Annotated in this window: 11 protein-coding genes; 3 read left to right on the forward strand and 8 right to left on the reverse strand. The window is 64.2% G+C overall.

All coding sequences use genetic code 11. The features are described 5' to 3' along the window. Positions 1 to 10 precede the first annotated feature (10 nt). The 5 genes from AAGD32_05535 to AAGD32_05555 form a co-directional block, all read right to left on the reverse strand. Complete coding sequence (locus AAGD32_05535) at positions 11 to 2,014, reverse strand: ABC transporter substrate-binding protein (GenBank protein ID MEM8873704.1); 2,004 nt, start codon at positions 2,012 to 2,014, stop codon at positions 11 to 13. A gap of 32 nt (positions 2,015 to 2,046) precedes the next feature. Continuing rightward, the gene (locus tag AAGD32_05540; protein MEM8873705.1) at positions 2,047 to 3,051 is read right to left on the reverse strand and encodes an ABC transporter permease; all 1,005 of its coding nucleotides are present in this window, start codon (positions 3,049 to 3,051) and stop codon (positions 2,047 to 2,049) included. Continuing rightward, positions 3,048 to 4,040, reverse strand: coding sequence for an ABC transporter permease (locus tag AAGD32_05545; GenBank protein ID MEM8873706.1), 993 nt, complete (start codon positions 4,038 to 4,040; stop codon positions 3,048 to 3,050). The genes AAGD32_05540 and AAGD32_05545 overlap by 4 nt, the downstream gene beginning before the upstream one ends. 34 nt (positions 4,041 to 4,074) lie before the next feature. Beyond that, positions 4,075 to 5,901, reverse strand: coding sequence for a peptide ABC transporter substrate-binding protein (locus AAGD32_05550; protein ID MEM8873707.1), 1,827 nt, complete (start codon positions 5,899 to 5,901; stop codon positions 4,075 to 4,077). 86 nt (positions 5,902 to 5,987) lie between these two features. Next, the gene (locus tag AAGD32_05555) at positions 5,988 to 7,148 is read right to left on the reverse strand and encodes a hypothetical protein (protein MEM8873708.1); all 1,161 of its coding nucleotides are present in this window, start codon (positions 7,146 to 7,148) and stop codon (positions 5,988 to 5,990) included. A gap of 288 nt (positions 7,149 to 7,436) precedes the next feature. Here AAGD32_05555 and AAGD32_05560 point away from each other — a divergent pair, with 288 nt between their 5' ends. Then, the gene (locus AAGD32_05560) at positions 7,437 to 8,072 is read left to right on the forward strand and encodes a redox-sensing transcriptional repressor Rex (GenBank protein ID MEM8873709.1); all 636 of its coding nucleotides are present in this window, start codon (positions 7,437 to 7,439) and stop codon (positions 8,070 to 8,072) included. 29 nt (positions 8,073 to 8,101) lie between these two features. Here AAGD32_05560 and AAGD32_05565 read toward each other — a convergent pair whose 3' ends face one another. After that, positions 8,102 to 12,712, reverse strand: coding sequence for an Ig-like domain-containing protein (locus AAGD32_05565; protein ID MEM8873710.1), 4,611 nt, complete (start codon positions 12,710 to 12,712; stop codon positions 8,102 to 8,104). Positions 12,713 to 12,865: 153 nt separating this feature from the next. Here AAGD32_05565 and AAGD32_05570 point away from each other — a divergent pair, with 153 nt between their 5' ends. Together AAGD32_05570 and AAGD32_05575 are read left to right on the forward strand one after the other, a co-directional pair. Next, the gene (locus AAGD32_05570; GenBank protein MEM8873711.1) at positions 12,866 to 14,659 is read left to right on the forward strand and encodes a proline--tRNA ligase; all 1,794 of its coding nucleotides are present in this window, start codon (positions 12,866 to 12,868) and stop codon (positions 14,657 to 14,659) included. Between the two features lie 95 nt (positions 14,660 to 14,754). Then, positions 14,755 to 15,432 (forward strand): mechanosensitive ion channel family protein, encoded by a 678-nt coding sequence (locus AAGD32_05575; protein ID MEM8873712.1) that lies wholly within the window; start codon positions 14,755 to 14,757, stop codon positions 15,430 to 15,432. Between the two features lie 90 nt (positions 15,433 to 15,522). Here AAGD32_05575 and AAGD32_05580 read toward each other — a convergent pair whose 3' ends face one another. Both AAGD32_05580 and AAGD32_05585 read right to left on the reverse strand, forming a co-directional pair. Beyond that, positions 15,523 to 16,344 (reverse strand): ferredoxin--NADP reductase, encoded by an 822-nt coding sequence (locus AAGD32_05580; GenBank protein MEM8873713.1) that lies wholly within the window; start codon positions 16,342 to 16,344, stop codon positions 15,523 to 15,525. Positions 16,345 to 16,363: 19 nt separating this feature from the next. After that, positions 16,364 to 17,716: a GH1 family beta-glucosidase gene (locus AAGD32_05585; GenBank protein ID MEM8873714.1), complete on the reverse strand. Its 1,353-nt coding sequence runs from the start codon at positions 17,714 to 17,716 to the stop codon at positions 16,364 to 16,366. Between the last annotated feature and the right edge of the window lie 17 nt (positions 17,717 to 17,733).

The following is a 17,733-nucleotide window of genomic DNA, read 5'->3' on the forward strand; positions in this document are numbered from 1 at the left end:
ACAGCAGCCACTACTGCGTGCGTTGCTGCATGGTCTGGGGGATGTACCACGGGATCACGCCGCCATTGAGGTACTCGTAGTTCAGGCCCGCCGGCGCGGTCTCGACGTTCTTGACCCGCTTGTTGAACAGACGCAGCGCTTGGCGGTTAAGCAGGAAGGTGTAGGGCTGATCCTCGTGAAGGATGCGGTGTACCTCGTGCCACTTGGGATAGCGTGCCTTCGGGTCGATCGTGGTGCGAGCGTCTTCGATAGCGGCATCCAAGCGTTCGGAACGATAGCCGGTACGATTGTCGCCGCCGACCTTGGCTTGGTCGGAGTGGAAGATCTGGTACGGGTCGGATTCGGGCGTGCTGCTCCAGCCGAGCGTCACCGCCTCGAACTCACTCTTCTTGAGCCGATCGACCAGCACAGGCCAGTCGGCACGCTCAAGATTCATCAGCACGCCACCCTCGGCGAGGTTGTCTTGGATCGAGAGGACAATCTTCTCGGTGAACTGACTGCCGCCTGGGTAGAGAAGGTTGAACTCCAACGGCGTCCCATCTTCGTTTTCGAGAATTCCGTCGCCGTCGCGGTCCTGCCAACCAATCGACTCAAGTAACTCCAACGCCGCACCGATGTCGTAGGGCCAGGGCTCGATCCCCGGGTTGCTTTGCGGTCCAGTGGGCGCGAAAGGACCATCGGCAACCGTGGCGTAACCCTTGTAGAGCTCGTCGGCCAGTCGCTGACGGTCGATCATCATCGTCATCGCCCGACGCAGCATCGGGTCGGCGAAGATCGTGTCGATCTCTTCGTCACTCTCGCGCCGGAGCTGATTCCAGCCGATGTAGGTGTACCCGCCGTACGGCGTGTCGTAGTTGAGCGGATACCCGATCTCCTGAATGTCCGAGTCAGCCTTGAGATCGTCGAAGTTCTCCGGCGTCGCGGCGTAGCGGTCGAGTTGGCCGTTGCGGAACATCACTTCCTCGGCCGCCTCTTCCTGCACTTGGCGAAAAATCATCCGGTCGAACGTCGTGGGCTTGCCCCAGTAGCGCGGATTACGCACCAGCACCACGTCTTCGGCTGGGGTCCAAGTCTCCCAATCACGCAGCATCATCGGCCCACTGCCCACCAATAGACCAAGCTCTTCGTTGTACTGCGTCGGCGAATACGTCTCGTAAATGTGCTTGGGAAAAACAAGCTGCCCGCCAACGGCAGTGAAGTTCAGGAAGTACGGCTCGTTGAACTTGAATTGGACGGTCCGGCTGTCCAGCGCTTCGTAGCTCTCAAGCTTGTCGAGGTACGAGCGGTGCCGATCGGCTTGGATTTCGGGGTTGAGAATCCAGTCGAACGTGAACACGACGTCCTCCGCCGTGAGCGGCTCGCCGTCGGAGAAGCGCAGGCCGTCGCGCAGGTAGAACGTCATCGTCAACCCGTCGTCGCTGATGTCCCACCGCTCGGCCAGCCGAGGCTCGAACTCCAGTGTGATCGGATCACGCTGGGCCATGCTCTCCTGCACGATCAGCTCGATCCATGTCTGGTACACGTCAGAGGCGACCAGCGGGGTGAGTCGACCGATTTTGGTGCCGAAGTTGTCGAGGAACCAGCCGCCGCGGGCGAAGTCGGGCATCGCCTCGGCTTCTTCGAGCAGGGCAAACGTCGCGTCGCCGTCGAACTGGGCCGACTGCTGAGCGACCTCGGCGGGATCGACATTGGGGTCTTCGGTGTCGCCGCTGTCCACCGCTTCGGTGATCTGCTCGGTGCCGGAGGTGCCGTCGCTCGGTAGCAGCGCCGCACCGCCCTGCAGAGCCGTCGGGTCGATAACGCGGATGGTGCCGTTGCGGGTCTCGGCGAGCAGGGTGTCGAGCTTCTGGCCGAGCTGGTTCAGGTCCTTGGCGAGGATCTCGTTCTGCCGATCCAGACGGGCGACGGTGTCGAACTGGCGATCGAACTGGAGCATCGCCAACACGACCGCGACGAGCACGACGGCGATCAGGCCGAACAGAAAAAAGTCTTTGACGCCGAATCGGTTTTCCATGAGTGGCTTCCGTTACGAGATACTGACCAAACTCAAATCTTCGCGGCTTCGCGCTTGGGGTCAAACAAATCCCGCAAGCCGTCACCGAGGAAGTTTAGGGCAAGCAGCGTCACCGCCAAAAGTGCGCACGGAAACACCAACTGCCACCATGTACTGCGGAATGGGTTGAACGCGTTGTCGAGCCCTTCGGACGCCAGCGAACCCCAGCTGGGCAGCGGCGGGACGACGCCGATGCCGAGGAAGCTGAGGAAACTTTCTTGCAAAATCGCCTGCGGCACCGTCAGCGTCGCGTACACGATGATCGGCCCGATGAGGTTGGGCAGCAGGTGCCGACGGAAAATGCGGAACGGCGAAAGCCCGGCGGCACGCGACGCTTCGATGAACGGCTGCTCCCGCAGGCTCAGCGTCTGGCCACGCACCACCCGCGCCATCGTGAGCCAGCTCACCAAGCCGATCGCGAGGAACATCACCGCCAGCGATGCCGCCGATGAAGGGGAGCGGAAGAACCCGACCGATTCGAAGAGCGCTTCGAGCGGGCCTTGGAGGGCGACCTTGAAAAGGATGACGAGCAGGATGTACGGCAAGCCGTACATGATGTCGACGAACCGCATGAGGGCCGCGTCGACCTTGCCGCCGGCGTAGCCCGCGAGGAGCCCGACACCGCAGCCGAGCACGACGCTGATCGCCGCGGCTGCGATGCCGACCGCGAGCGAGATCACCCCGCCCAGCAGCGTGCGCGCGAGCATCGAGCGTGACTCGGCGTCGTAGCCGAAGATGCCGATGAGCCCCTGCCCGCCTTCGAGCGGCGCGGCACTGGGCGGAACGCTTACCTGGCCGTCGTAGTAGAACGCCGAGTCCTGCATGAACAGCGTCCACGGCAACGTCACCACGCAGATCAACGCGATCACCAGCAGCACCCCTCCGCCGATGAGCACGCGATTGGACCGCAGCGCCTGCCGCCAGATCGAGTCGGGCGCGGCGGCGCGTTGGTCACGCTGGTAGTCGACGTCGGCCGTTGCGGGCGCGGGTGCCGTCATGACGCACCCCCGACGCTGATGCGAGGATCAACCACGCTGTAGAGCACGTCGACCACGAGGTTGAGCGTGAGCAGCAGGATGGAAAAGACCATGACAGTACCGAGGATCATGGGCTGATCGCGTGACTGGACGGACTCAATGAAGAAGGTGCCGAGGCCGGGGAGTTGGAAGATCTTTTCGACGACGAACGAGCCGACCAGCACGTTGGCGGTCGCGGGGCCGAGGAAGCTGAGCACGGGGAGCAGACCGTTGCGCAGGGCGTGTTTGAAGATGACCTTGATCCGGCTCACGCCCTTGGCCCGGGCGGTGCGGACGTAGTCGTTGCCGAGCACGTCGATCATGCTCACGCGGGTCAGGCGTGTGATGTACGCCATCGGCAGGAGCGAGAGCGCCGCGGCCGGGAGAATCATGTAACCGAGGTAATCGAAACACGCCGCGAGGAACGGGAACGACGAGTCGTACGCGTCGAGGTTCGCAAAGCCCCGCGTCGGCCAGCCGCCCTGCGGGAAAACTTCAAAGTTGTAGGTCAGCCCGGTGATCAGCGTCGCCGCCACCACGAAGCTCGGCAGGCTCACGCCGATGAGCGCGACCGTGAGCGAAAGGAAGTCGATCACCCCGCCCCGCCGAACCGACGCGAGCGTCCCGATGCCCACGCCCATGAACGTCGCGAAGATGATCGCCAGCGTCCCGACCGCCAGCGACACCGGCAACGCGTCGGCGATGATCTCGTTCACCGTCGTCCCCGGCCGCGAAAAGCTCGGGCCCATCTCACCCTTGAGCATGTTGACCGGGTACGTTGTGAGAAAGTCCCAGCTGCTGGTGACGTTGTATTTTTCCTTGAGCGCTTCGACACGCTCGGGATCGTTGCGTTCCGACTGGGCGGAAAACGGATCACCCGGCGCGACCCACGCGAGCAGAAACGTAACCAAGTAGATGATCGCCAGGATCAACGGAAACTGGGCGATGCGAATAGCGAGAAATCGGGCCATGAAGGTGAGGGATGCGAGGCTTGAACCGAATCAGTTACTCGGCATCAGCAGCCGCACCGTCATTGCCGTTACTCGCGCCGGGACCCGTTGACCGTGGCGTTTCGACCGCTTTGAGCATCACCATGTTTCGCGGGTTCATCGGGATGCCATCGACCGCAGGGTTCTTGATGAAGGTGTTGACGTAGTGGTAGATCGGCATGATCACCGCTTCGTCGATGAGTAGCTGCTCGGCCTGGGCGTAGAGGTCCAGGCGGGCCTGGGGATCGATCGTTTGGGCGGCCTCGTTGCAGAGGCGGGCGTATTCCTCGCTGACCCAGCCCGGCGTGTTGTTGAGCGAGTCGGGCATGAACATGTCGGTGAAGGTCGTCACGTCCATGTAGTCGCCATACCAGCTACCACGGCTGATCGCGAACTCGCCGGCACGCAGGCCGTCTCCGGCAATGGCACGCATCTCGTCAGTCTCGGCGTACTCGGGCTTGTAGCGGACCTTGAACTGGGCCATCTCGACCGGGTCCAAGTCGAACTCGATGCCGAGCTTCTCGCGCCACTGGCGGGCGAGGTTCTGGGCGATCTGCTCGTGGTCGCCGGTGCCGGTGTTGTAGAACAGCTTGAGCCGGGGGAAACCCTCGCCATTGGGGTAGCCGGCCTCGGCGAGCCACTTCTTCGCCTGCTCGACGTCGTAGTCAATGCCGGTCGGGTGGTTGTAACCGTCAAAGTAATTGGCGTTCTGCGGGATGAACGTCGTCGCGACCATCTGATCCATGCGGACGATGGTGTCGACGATCTCCTGCTTATCGACCGCGGCCGAGAGGGCCTTGCGAACCAGCACGTCAGAGATCGGGTTGTCGGTTCCGTCGGCGAGTTGGGGATCGGTGTTGAACGACCAGAAGTATGTGCCGAACGCCGGACCCACCAGCAGGTCGTCGCGGCCGGACTGCCGCATGTCGTAGGCGAACTGGCCGGGGATGTCGGTGAGCCAGTCGATCAGGCCGTTCTCGTAACGCTGGAACGCGAGGTTGTGCTCGATCGGCGAGATGCTGCGAACCGTGCGGCTCTTGACGTTTTCGGCATCCCAATAGTGCTCGTTCATCACGAGCGTCTGGCCCTGCTTCTGGTCGTTGCGGTCAAGCTTGTAGGCACCGTTGGTGACCGGGCCGTCCGCGGTCGGCTGCCACCAGTTGTCGGCGTACGTCACACGGCCCTTGTCATCGACTTCCTTGAACGGCTCCATCGACGCCTCGTGCATCGGCCAGTAGACCGTGAACGTGAGCAGGTCCGGGAAGAACGCGACCGGGCGGGTGAGGTTGACTTCGAGCGTGCGGTCGTCGATCGCCCGCATGCCGAGCATCGACTCATCGGCCATGTCGGGGCCACCTTCGCGGTAGGTCTCGGAATACTCCTTGGCACCGACGATGTACTTCTCGACGAGGTAGCTGTAGTAGCCGGCCTCGTGAAGGTGCCGTTTCCACGCGAAAATGAAATCGCCGGCGACGACAGGGTCGCCGTTGTTCCACTTGGCGTTGTCCTTGAGCGTGATGGTCCAGGTCTTGAAATCCTCGGAGTGCTCCACGCTCTCGCCCACGCCAAGGACCGGCTCGAGCGTCGCGGCGTCGAGGCGGTAGATGCCTTCCCACATGCCCTGAGCGATGCGGATGTCCTGCATCCAGGACATCTGGTTGGGATCGAGCTGGGTGACTTCGCCGCGATTGGCAAAGACGAACTCGGCCTCGGCATCCGGATTGATCTCGGGGCCGGCGAATTCCGCCGAATCGTCACACCCCACCACGGCAACCAGTGCCGCCACGGACAGGAAGCTCGAAGTGACAAGCCGGCGGCACGATACGAAAGTGGGTCTGCTCATGGCGATGACGAACGGTAAACCACACGAGCTTGCCGTTCCAGTATGAATACGGAACAACACGGCCGTGGTTCGGATTCAGAAGGCGTTCACTCGCCGGCAGGCAGTTCGCCGGGCACGCGGAGGTCGGGATATGCCGTCGAGAGGTCGCCGATCAGCGCGTCGACCAGCGGTTGGACCTGCGAAGGCGGGGTCTGGCTGCGGACATTGCTGGCAAGGGTCTTGGCCGATTCCCTGGCCTCGTTCAGCTTGGCCGGCTGGGCGACGAAGCTGGAGAAGGGGAAGAACCCGCCGCCGACATTGTCGATCAACGTGTTAATCCGGCCACGCTCGGCAGCATTCTCCGGGATCAGGTTCTGCTTCTGGGCCAGCACGAGCAAGTCGGCCAGTGCTTGCGCCACCCGCTGCTCCCGGTCGCCAAGGTTACGGACGACGTCTTTGTCGGTGAGGAACATCGTGGCGGTCAGCTCCGGCTCGGCCGTGTCGGGCAAGCCGTCGACGAACTCGGGCAACCGGGCTTCGACCAACTCGAGCACACCGTCAACGAGCAGCGGAACCGCGGCCCGAAGTTCGTTGCTGCCGTTGAGCCCTTGCGGTCCGTTGACCATGCCGACCTGAAGCGACTCGTGTACGGCGAGCAGGATCGCCGGTTCGTCGCTGAATCGCTCGGTGGCCGACACCAACTCCTCAACAAGCAACACGCCGTCGGGCTGACGCACCATCGTTGCGAGCAGCACCGGCAGGACACCTTCGGCGGCGCGGATGCCGTGGATCGCGATTGCCTGATTGTCGGACTTGACCGCAGTGAGCACGGGCTCGAGCAGGTCACCGCTGCGCGACTTGGTGGCCGCCTCGTGCAACACGATCGCGGCGTTGATCTTGGCCAAGGTGTTATCGCCACTGATCGCGGCGTTCAACGGCCCGGCCAAGGCGGAGCCGTAGGCACGCAGGAACGCGTCCGACGGCGACGGGCTTCCGCCGAGCTCCGCCAAGAGCTTCGCACGCGCGCCGGCGACAGTTGCGGGGTCGGCCAAGGCCGCGACCTCGTCGCCGACGAACTGGTTGATCGCCGCATTGTTCGACGTGGTGTCGGGGTCCGACCGGACCGAGGAAGAAAGCTGCGCACCGGCCGTCCCGGCGAAGCACGCCGAGACCAGCAGTGCTGCGGCAACGGTCCGACGGATACAACTGTGACGATGTCCGGCAAGGCGGTGGTTCAACACGATCTCCGGGGAGGTTGGTCGGGCCATGGCAGCGTGCCATGGCGGTCGCGAGCGACCCCGGCACACGCCCGTACAGGTCGTGCCGAAACCGCATTTTCGCAAGGCACGGACGCTAAACGCCGCTGCCGGGGGTGTCAAGCCGGGCGGACCCTGATGTCGCTACCGGCGACCAATCCCCGTCGTGATCGGCAGCCCACGTTCCTATCGGACACCCATCGGCAGACACGGTCGCCGCGCCACACCCATCTGCAAAACAGGCGGCGCGAAACGCAAATCACCCCCACGTCGACGATCCGCCGCCAATGATCCCTCGCCTTGCCCGACGACCCGTTGCCCACATCCGTTGCCACCCCGATGGTTCGTCGGCTCACGCTCTACCTGCGCGAGCTCGAAGCGCTGGCGTTGCAACGGGAAGCGACGGTATCGAGTCGGGTACTCGGGGCCGCGTTGTCGCTCACCGACGCGCAGGTCCGCAAGGATCTGGCCGCGTTCGGGCAGTTCGGCCAGCCGGGCGTCGGGTATCGCGTCGACGACCTCATCCACCGCTTGCGTGGGATTCTCGGGACCGACCGCCAGTGGAACGTGCTCCTCGCCGGGGCCGGCAACATCGGGCGGGCGTTGCTGACGTACAAGCCGTTCGAAACCAAGGGCTTTCGCATCGTCGCGGTCGTCGACTCGGATGCGGGGAAGATCGGCAAGTCGCTCGGCGGCGTCGAGATTCACGACCCCGCACGCATCAACCCGTTGGTCGAAACCCACGACATCACGCTCGGCATTCTCGCGGTCCCCGCCACCGCCGCGCAACGCACCGCCGACGCGTTGGCCAACGCCGGCGTCCGCGGCCTACTCAACTTCGCCCCGACCACCCTACAAACGCCCGATGACGTCTTCGTCAACAGCGTCGACCTCGTCGGCCAGATGGAACAACTGGCGTTTCGTGTGAAGGGCTAAGACCGTTTCATCAACCTGGGTTTGAACGTCTACGCCTCCACCACCACGCTCGTCGCTTCGCTCGCCGTATCGTCGGCATCGAGGGCGATGACCTGGTAGTAGTACGTCTGGCCGTCGACGACGTCGGTGTCGTTGAAGAACGAGATGTTCAGGTTGAAGCCGGTGATGTTGGTGTACTGGCCGTTGGGCGTGGTGGCACGGAAGACCGCGTAGCGGTCCTGCGGCTGATCGGCCCAGTCGAGGAAGACACCATCGCCGGTCGAGTAGCCGCCGAGATTGCGCGGCACTTCCGGCTTGTCGCTGGGCTTGACGTTCTGGATCAGATAGAGGTTGTCGTTGTAGTCGTAGTTGATCCCGGCGAAGTCCATCGACATGAGATAAGTGTCGGGGATGCTGCGGCCCTCGCGGTCACGGGCGGGGTAGAACCGCATGTGGTGCCCGAACCCGCCGCCGCCTTGCTCCTGAACGTTGAGCGCGGAGTCGGACGACTCGTTCTCGACGCGCAGGCCGAAGACGGTCGAGCCAGGGTCGAAGGTCGCGATCGCCGGATCGGTGGAACCGAACAAGCGCGGCTGGAACGACTGCGACCATGCCCCGTCCATGCGGAGGATCTCGTTGTTCTGACTCGTGTTGTTCTGCGGGAACCAACGCAAGCGATTCGCATCGCCCTGCATGTGGTAGGCGGCGAGTTGTTGCACGCGGACCGGCAGTTCCTCGTCGGCCTTCTCCCAGTAGAAGCTGAGCACTTCCTCGCCGATGGCCTCGACCCGGCCGCCGCCGTTGAGGTCTTGGCCGGCGAAAGCCGTGACGGTGCTGAAGCCGTAGACGTCGAACATCGTCTGGAGCGTCGGCTCCTGGCTGACGAAGCTGCTGTTGTCCTCGGAGTCGCTCTGGCTGTAGCCGGCGAGTTGCACACGCGGGAACGGCTCGTCGGCGTCGTTGGTGCTGAACTCGACGAAGCCGTTGAGCCGGGTGATCGTGCCGCTCGCGGTGAACTGGATCAGCACGTCCTCGAACCCGCCGGGGCCGACGGTGAAGCTGCTGTCGGAGAGGAGCGTGAACTGGCCCTGCACGTTGACGTTGGAAACGACGAGGTTGGCGTCGCCGGTGTTGCGGACGCGAACCTTGGCGGTGTCCTTGAACTCGTTGGGAATGACCGGATCGAGCCCGGCCGTGTCGATCCGACTGAACACCAGGCGATTGCTGTACGGCTGGCCGTCAAGGTTGTCGAAGCCGATCTCGGGGCCGCTAGTCAGCACCGGCTCGACGTTGCGGAGGATCATGACCGCGTCTTGGAAATCACTCGGGAAGCCGGCGTTGGTCGACTCCTCGAACACGACCACGTAGGCATTGGGCACGACGGTGCCGTTGCCGTCGACTAGCGGGTAGGTCTTGACCTTGTCCTTGAACGCATTGTCGGGCTCCCAGAAATTGAGCGTCGACTCACTGAAGATCACGCGGGCCTGCCCGTCATCGACGAACTTGTTGAAGCGACCGACCACGCCGAACTCCTCGGACGTGATGCCCTGACCGAAGACGAGGCTGTCGACGTTGAACTTCTGCGGGCCCTGGATTTTGACGTTGACGGTCTGGTCGTCGCCCTCGGTGGTGCCGTTGATGAACCTGGCGGTCTGCGGGCTGCCGGGCGAGTAGATGCCGTACTCGGTGGGCCGGCCGGAGTCGGGGCCGAAGCCCGCGAGCGGGACGATGCTGACCGGGCCGGGGCCGGCCTTGCGGAAGCGGTCGGCGTTGATGTCGTCATTCGCACCGGTGATCGTCAATGCCGAGGTCGTCGGATCGCTGTCGCCGGTCTCGAGGTCGAACTCGTACAACTCGAAGAGCTGTTGCAACGACGGCTCGTCGCTGCCGCCCTCGGCCTTGGTCACCAAGCCGCGCAGGTTCACCGCGACCTCGCCGGCGTTGGTCGCGCTCGAGCGGATGATGAGCGTGTCGGTGAAGATCGCGCCCGCGGCATCACCCGCGTCAGGATTGAAGTTCAACGGCAGATCCGCCCCCTCGCCGGGGTCGACGAAGATCGGATCGCTGAGTGCCGGCAGTTCGAACTTCGACCCGCTGCCGCCGAGGAGCGAAAGCCCGTCCGTCGGGATCAACAGCGGCTCGGTGCCGTTGTTGAAGATGGTGACCTGCGACGGGTTCTGCACGCCGCTGCCACGCGGGTCGTTGATGAACGAACGCTTGGGCGCGCTGATGACACCGCCCGTCTCCACCGGACGCAGGAGCGTGAGCGTCTGCCCGCCGTACTCGGCGACGTAGAGGTTGCCGTTGTCGAGGTCTTCGGTGACGTCGAGCGGATCGACGAAGCCGGTCAGGCCGGGGATACCCGCCTGAACCGACGCGACGCCGCCGGAGTTGTTGGGCCGCACCGCGAGCAAGTCGTCGCCGCCGGAGTAGCGGGTCACCAACAGTCGTCCCTGCAGCGCGCCGCCGAAGGTGTTGGATTGGTATTCGATGGTGCCGTTGGGGCTGAAGTTGTTGCCGAAGGAGAAAATCGGCTCGGCGAAGTTCACATCGGGCTGAGTACCGACCGGATACTCGGGGACGAACTCCCACGCGTCGGGTCCGGAGGTCGGGTTGCCGCCGAAGCTGACGAACTCGCCGCGGGTCGGGTTCGGGTGGCCGTAGTAGCTGCCCTGCTCGATGCGGTAGAGCGTGTCGGGCTGGGTGTTCGCGGCGTTGGTCACGCCGGTGATCGGTCCGCCGGTGTAAGGCTGGCCGTCGATCCGCGTGCCGTTGAAGACGCCGTTGGAACTAGGCGTGTTACCGCCGGCGGCACTTCCGTTGTTCGCGCCGTAGAGATTGCCGTTGGAGTGCCAGACAAGCTCATAGATGTTGCGGAAGCCCGTGGCATAGATCTGCACCGGGGCCGACGGATCGAACGGGTCGTACGGGTCCGCGACCCCCTCGGTGGTCACGTCGAGCGGGCCGTCACCGCTGATGAGGCGGGCTTCGAGCGCGTCGGTATCCGCGACGAGCACCGATGCGGAGAGCAGCCGCTCGGGCCGATTGCCCCACGCCGCGTCGGGCGCGCCGAACGCGGTGTTGCCGGCCTGCGGGATGTACAGCTTGCCGTCGGGGCCGAAGTCGGGCTGGTTGGTCAGGTGGTCACGGATCGAACGCGGGAAGCCGACCACGACGTCGTCGACGGTTTCCAGGAACGAACCGGTCAGGCGCGTGAGCTTGCTGGTGAAATCGGGCGCGTTGACGATGTTGGTTACGGTGTGCGTGACCCACGCGATCGGATTGGCCGGCGTCGAGCGCGGGTCCCATTCCAGCCCGGTGATCAGCCGGGCCGCACCCTCGGCATCGCGCAGGCTCGTGATCGTCTGCCGGGCACTGAGCGTGCCGTCGGATTCGATGTCGTAGCGGAAGATGAACCCGTCGAACGTCGTCCCCCAGAGCCGGCCGTCCGGGCCGACGCTCACGCTCGTCCACTGCCGGCCGTCGACGTTCTGCAGCTCGACCTTCTCGAACGCGATATTCAACGGCACCGGCGTCGCCGTCGCGCCGGTCGTGAACGTGCTGGTGAACGGCACCATCTGCAGGCCGTCCTCGTCGAGCACACCTGCGGTGATGCGGAAGGTGTAGTTCGTGTTGGCGTCGAGCAGCGCGCTGGGCGTGAGGACGATCGCGTCGCCACCGCCGGTCGTGTTGACCGCGGCGGGGACTTTTACGTTGTCGCTCGTGCGGATCAGTTCCACCGTGTCGCTGTTGACCGTCGCGACATCGAGGCCCGAATCGATCAAGTTCAGCCCGGTCGTGGCGATGAACGCGTCACGCAGCACGTCGGTCGCGGTGTTCTCGGGGTTGATCCCGGCAACGGTCGGCCGACTGTTGCTCACCGACTCGATCTTGAACTGGTCGAAGTCGGCGGTGATCGGCGTGCCGTTGTTCTTGTGGATGACGAGCAGCCCGGCACGGGCCTCGTCGCGGAAAAAGCTGTCGCGCTGAGCACCGGTGAAAGTAACGCTGCCGGGGACGGTCTGGAGCGCGCCGCCATCGATGCGGTACGCGGCGGTGAACTGCCCCGCCGCCGGGTCGCCGGTGAGGATCAGCTCCAAGCTCGTGGTGATCGTCGCGGTGTCGATGCCGACGGTCAGACCCGAAAGCCCGTTCTGGTGGAAGATGCCGCTGCCGGTGTCCTGCTCGTCGAGGAACTGGATAACCTCGTTGCCGTTGACGACGCCGACGACGAGCTTGAGGTAGTTGTCCTGGGAAGGGCCGAAGAGAATGCCGGCCTGCTCGTTGGCGACGTTGATGTAGCCGAGCGGGCCGCGGATGGTGGTGGAGATCTGGAACGTGCCGGCCGAGGCGTCGAACTGCGTTTGCAAACCGTTGGCGAGCGTGTTGTCTTCGCGGTAGTTGCCGCCAAACGCCGCGTCGCCACGGCTGGTCAGCGACAGGATGCCGGCCGTCTGCTTGATGTCGATGAGGCTCGGCTCGTACTCGTCGCCGGCGGTGTTGCCCTGCACCACCGTGAACCCGGTCCCCTGCCCGTCCTTGTCGACCACGCCGCCACGAAAACGGTCGAAGTCGAGGACATACGGCAAATCCTGCACCATGCCGGCGAGAAGCTGGCGGGGTTCCAGGGACTCAACGAAAGAACGGATGGGAGTGCTCATCTGAAAAAATCGGGGGGATCGGCCGGCAAACGCCGTTGCAGCGTTTGTCTACAGTGTCGGCCGCTGGCAGGTTCCAACACCAACCGTAGGCTCTCCCCTGCGGCGGTTACATGGAAGACGCCGCCACGGTCTCATTCTTACAAGGTTCATTTCATGCGCTGGTCGCAATCGCTCATTCCGACGCTCAAGCAAGATCCCGCCGACGCGGTCATCCCCTCCCACAAGCTTCTGGTCCGGGCCGGGTTCATCCGCCAGCTCACCGCCGGCGTTTACACGCTCTTGCCATTGGGGCTCCGCTCGCTCCAGAAGGCTGAGCAGGTCGTCCGCGGGGAGATGGACGCGGCGGGCGCGGTTGAACTGCGTATGCCGACCTTGCAGCCGATGGAGCTCTGGCGCCAGACCGGCCGCGACGTGTCCTACGGCGAGAACCTCTTCCGCCTCGAAGACCGCCACGGCACCGAAAACGTCCTCGGCCCCACGCACGAGGAAGTCGTCACCTCCGTCGTCAAGGACGCGGTCAGCTCCTACAAGCAGCTCCCGCTCAACGTCTACCAGATCCAGACCAAGTTCCGCGACGAGTTCCGCCCGCGGTTCGGCCTGCTGCGCGTGCGCGAGTTCACGATGAAGGACGCGTACAGCTTCGACGTCGACCTGGCCGGCCTCGACGCGGCGTACGACAAGATGTACGCGGCCTACGAGAAGATCTACGCCCGATGCGGGATCGAGGTGATGGCCGTCGAAGCCGAGTCCGGCCCCATCGGCGGCAACGCCTCCCACGAGTTCATGGCCCCCTGCGACGTCGGCGAAGACACGATCCTCGTGTCCGACAAGGGCAACTACGCCGCGAACGTGGAGAAGGCCGGCATCGGCGAGCGCGAGTGGACCTTCGACGGCGAGCCGACGGGTGAGCTGGAAGAAGTCCACACCCCCGGCATGCCCGGCATCGAAGAAGTCGGCAAGTTCATGAAGGTCAAGCCGAAGAACATGCTCAAGACGCTGATCTTCGAAGCAGATTGCGGCAAGGGCAACGAACATACCGCCTGGATGAATACGGTATTGGTGCTCGCAGTGGTTCGAGGGGACCAAGAGGTGAACGAGGCGAAACTGCTTTCTGCCGCGAAGATTGCGAGCCCAGACATCCGCGCAATGCGACTGCTGCCGGATGAGCGTAAAGGGGACTTGCCGATTGGGTTCGTCGGTCCGCACATCCTGCAAAGAGACCCGCAGTCGGCCGCCGAGGGCGGGCTTCTCTTGGTTGATCCCGATGCGGCTCAAGATGGGTTCTGGACCGTCGGGGCAAACAAAGTCGACCATCACGTCAAACACTTCAACTGGAAACGCGACTGCATCGATCCGCTGATGTCGGCAAAACGGCGCGTGCATGTCGCGGACATCCGCAACGCCCACGCTGATGACCCGTCGCCGCTGAACGACGGCGGCACGCTTGCCGAGCGCAAGGGCATCGAGCTTGGCCACGTCTTCAAGCTCGGCACCAAATACTCCGACGCGCTCGATGCGCAGGTGCAGACCGAGTCGGGCGAGCGGGTGCCGATGATCATGGGGTGCTACGGCATCGGCGTGGGTCGCATCCTCATCGCCGCCGTCGAGCAGGGCCACGACGACCGCGGCATCGTCTGGCCGACCGCCCTCGCGCCCTTCACCGTCGTCATCACGCCGATCAAGTACGACGGCGAGATGAAGACCGTCGCCGACCAGCTCTACGCCGACCTGCAGGCGAAAGGCATCGACGTCCTCCTCGACGACCGCGACGCGCGGCCCGGCAGCAAGTTCGCCGACGCCGACCTCATCGGCATCCCCCACCGCATCACCGTCGGCGACCGCGGCCTCGCCGAAGGCGTCGTCGAACACAAACGCCGCGGCGACAAGGACGCCACCAACGTCCCCGTCGCCGACATCGTCGATGTGATCGCCAACGCACTGAAGTAAAGCCCACGCCTTCAGGCGTGGGTCGGCAGTTGCGCAGGGTCGGGCAGACCCACGGCTGAAGCCGTGGGCTTTCGGTTGGCGCGTACGATCGCGCCATGTTCGCTAGCGCCCCGCCGCAGGTCGTCGACAACGCACGCAATCAGTTCCACATCCTGATCGAGACCGTGTCCGATCCGAACTGGTGGATCAACAAGGCGGCGGCGATCGGGCTCATCCTCGGCGTGCTGCTCGCGGCGGTCATCATCGCACGCCTGCTCCAAAAGGTCATCAACGAAGTCCGCGACGCCCGCAAGCTCCCCGACAGCGTCGTGCTGCCGATCCGACGGTTCGTGCGGTATGTCGTCTACCTGATCGCGTTGCTGCTGGTCTTGCAGTGGTTTGGCGTGCCGATGCACTCGATCTGGGCGGCGCTCAGCGCGGTGGCCGCCCTGGTCGCGATCGGGTTCGTCGCGGTGTGGTCGGTGCTGTCGAACATCAGTTGCTCGGTGATGCTGATGATCTTCAAACCGTTCCGCATCGGCGACCGCATCGAACTGGTCGAGAACGCCGCCGGGCCCAACGTCGTCGGGCAGGTGGTCGACCTGACCATGATGTACGTCGTCATCCGCGAGGAAACCGACGACCCCGCCCGCGACGGCAGCACGATCCAGATCCCCAACAACCTGTTCTTCCAAAAGACCATCCGCCGCACCGAGAGCAAGACCGGCGTCAACCTCGAAGACCACATCGAAAAGCACGGTCTGGTCGGCTTCAGCGAAGACGCGAAGGCGTGAGTAAATCTCACACCCCCATGTCATCCTGAGCGCAGTCGAAGGATGACATGGTTAAGCGTGCTTCAGGCACGATTCGTTCGACGGCGAGGATCACCAGTACTTCTCGTGGTGGATGTTGCCGTCGGGGTTGTTCTTTTTCTGGTACGTCGTGAAGCCGCGTTGGTGCAGGTCGTGCTCGATGTCTTCGATCATCTGCGGGTTGCCGCAAAGGAAGACCTGGCAGTCGGCCGGGTCGAGGTCGATGCCGGCGAACTGGCGGAAGTTCTTGGTCTCGATCGCGACGTTCACCCGGCCACGCAGACCCTTCCAGTCGTTGCCCGGCTCGTCCGGCTCCCGGCTGCACGTCGGGATGTAGCGGACCGTCGGATCATCGCCGACCACCGCCTCGAGCTCGCGGCGGTACCCGAGGTCGTTGCACTTGCGCGTGCCGTGGATGACGGTGTAGGTCTTCCAGCGATCCTGCCCGCGGTAGTGGTTGAGCATCGACATGAAGGGCGCGAGCCCGGTACCGGTGGAGATGGTGACGATGTGCTGATCGCGGGGCAGGTGCTCCATCGTGAAGGTGCCCTTGCACTTGGGCCCCATCCACAAGCCGTCGCCCTCTTGCAGCGCCCACATCTTCGGCGTGAACGCCCCGTCCTCGACGAGCGCGACGTAGAACTCGAGGAAGCGCCGCTCGCTCGGCGGCGAGGCGATCGAGTAGGGCCGAAGCCAGAACCGACCGAGGCCCTTCTTCGCTTGCTGCTCCGTGTCATCCTCCGCCGGCGGCAGGCCGAGTGTCGCGTACTGACCGGGCAGAAAGTCGGGCGCCTCGCCCTTCTCGGGCGCGACACGGATCACGCACAACTCGGGCGTGAGGTCTTCACGGCCGACGACTTTCGCGTTGAACAGGGCTTCGTCCGCTGGATTCATGGGCCGGGATAGTAGCGGCCTACCCGTCGAGCGCGCCGCCGTTGCTTTCGATGATCTTCGCATACCACTTGTACGAGTCCTTCGGGATGCGCTGCTGCGTCTCGAAGTCGACGTAGACGATGCCGAACCGCATGCGGTAGCCCTCGGCCCATTCGTAGTTGTCGAGCACGGACCAGTGGAAGTACCCGGCGATGTCGACGTCGTCGGCAGCGGCTCGTTTGAGCGCACGCAGGTAACGGGTGATGAAATCGACCCGCGGGGCATCATGGACCTCGCCGTCGACGTGGACCCAGTCCATGCTCGCGCAACCGTTCTCCGTGACGTAGACCGGCAGGCCGTACCGCTCGTTGAAGAGCTTCGGGCCCCAGTACAGCACTTCGGGCGTGACGGCCCAGTGGAACATCGTGATCGGCCCGCCGACGGGGAATGGCACCGGCTTGGGACCGTCGTCGGTCGCCTTGATCGTCGGTCCTTGGTAGACGTTGACGCCAAAGAAATCGAGCGGCTCGTGGATGACGCGAGCGATATCGTCCTCGAAGCCGGCGGGCAGGTGCTTGCCGAGAAATGCCAGACCGTCATCGGGATATGCCCCCTGGATCGCCGGGCCGCTGTACCAGGTGTCGGACCAGATCCAACGCTTGGGCTCGCAGGTGAACATGAACCGGCGAGCGGCTTCGATGTCCTCGGGGCTGTCCGATGCTGCGGCAGCAACTGGGCTGGTCGGGGCGAAGCCGACGCGAGCGTCGTCGACCTTTTCACGCAGCACCTTCACCGCGCGGCCGTGCGCCATGAGCGTGTGATGCGCCGCGATGACGAGTTCGCTGTCGGGCAGCTTGATCCCGGGCGCGTGCTCACCGGTTTGATGCCCGAGCCCGAGGAACACCTGCGGCTCATTGAGCGTGAACCAATTCTTCACTCGGTCGCCCAATGCGTCGGCGATGTGCTCGACGTACTCGGCGAACCAGTCGGCCGACGCGCGGTTGAGCCAGCCACCCTTGCGGAAGGCCCACATTGGCATGTCCCAGTGGAAGAGCGTCGCCCAAGGCGTCACGCCTTTGGCCAGCAGCGCATCGGCAAGTCGGTCGTAGTAGTCGAGACCGGGCTTGTTGAGTTGACCGTCATCGCTCATCACGCGCGGCCAGGCGATGCTGAAGCGATACGCCTTCGCACCCAGGTCGGCCATGAGTTGGGCGTCTTCTTCGTAACGGTTGTACTGATCGCAGGCGACCGAGCCGTTATGCTCCTCGAACACTTTGCCGGGCCAAGCGGCATGCATGTCCCACACGCTCGGCACACGTCCGTCGGTGTGCCCGCCCTCGACTTGATACGACGCAGCGGCCACGCCCCAGAGAAAGTCTTTCGAGAAGCTCATGGACCGCGAGTGTAGAC

The organism is Planctomycetota bacterium, assembly GCA_039182125.1.
Taxonomy (GTDB): domain Bacteria; phylum Planctomycetota; class Phycisphaerae; order Tepidisphaerales; family Tepidisphaeraceae; genus JBCDCH01.

Coding starts and splice junctions, on each gene's coding strand:
- AAGD32_05535 (MEM8873704.1), bottom strand. CDS start 2,014: ATGGAAAACCGATTCGGCGTCAAAGACTTTTTTCTGTTCGGCCTGATC.
- AAGD32_05540 (MEM8873705.1), bottom strand. CDS start 3,051: ATGACGGCACCCGCGCCCGCAACGGCCGACGTCGACTACCAGCGTGAC.
- AAGD32_05545 (MEM8873706.1), bottom strand. CDS start 4,040: ATGGCCCGATTTCTCGCTATTCGCATCGCCCAGTTTCCGTTGATCCTG.
- AAGD32_05550 (MEM8873707.1), bottom strand. CDS start 5,901: ATGAGCAGACCCACTTTCGTATCGTGCCGCCGGCTTGTCACTTCGAGC.
- AAGD32_05555 (MEM8873708.1), bottom strand. CDS start 7,148: ATGGCCCGACCAACCTCCCCGGAGATCGTGTTGAACCACCGCCTTGCC.
- AAGD32_05565 (MEM8873710.1), bottom strand. CDS start 12,712: ATGAGCACTCCCATCCGTTCTTTCGTTGAGTCCCTGGAACCCCGCCAG.
- AAGD32_05570 (MEM8873711.1), top strand. CDS start 12,866: ATGCGCTGGTCGCAATCGCTCATTCCGACGCTCAAGCAAGATCCCGCC.
- AAGD32_05575 (MEM8873712.1), top strand. CDS start 14,755: ATGTTCGCTAGCGCCCCGCCGCAGGTCGTCGACAACGCACGCAATCAG.
- AAGD32_05580 (MEM8873713.1), bottom strand. CDS start 16,344: ATGAATCCAGCGGACGAAGCCCTGTTCAACGCGAAAGTCGTCGGCCGT.
- AAGD32_05585 (MEM8873714.1), bottom strand. CDS start 17,716: ATGAGCTTCTCGAAAGACTTTCTCTGGGGCGTGGCCGCTGCGTCGTAT.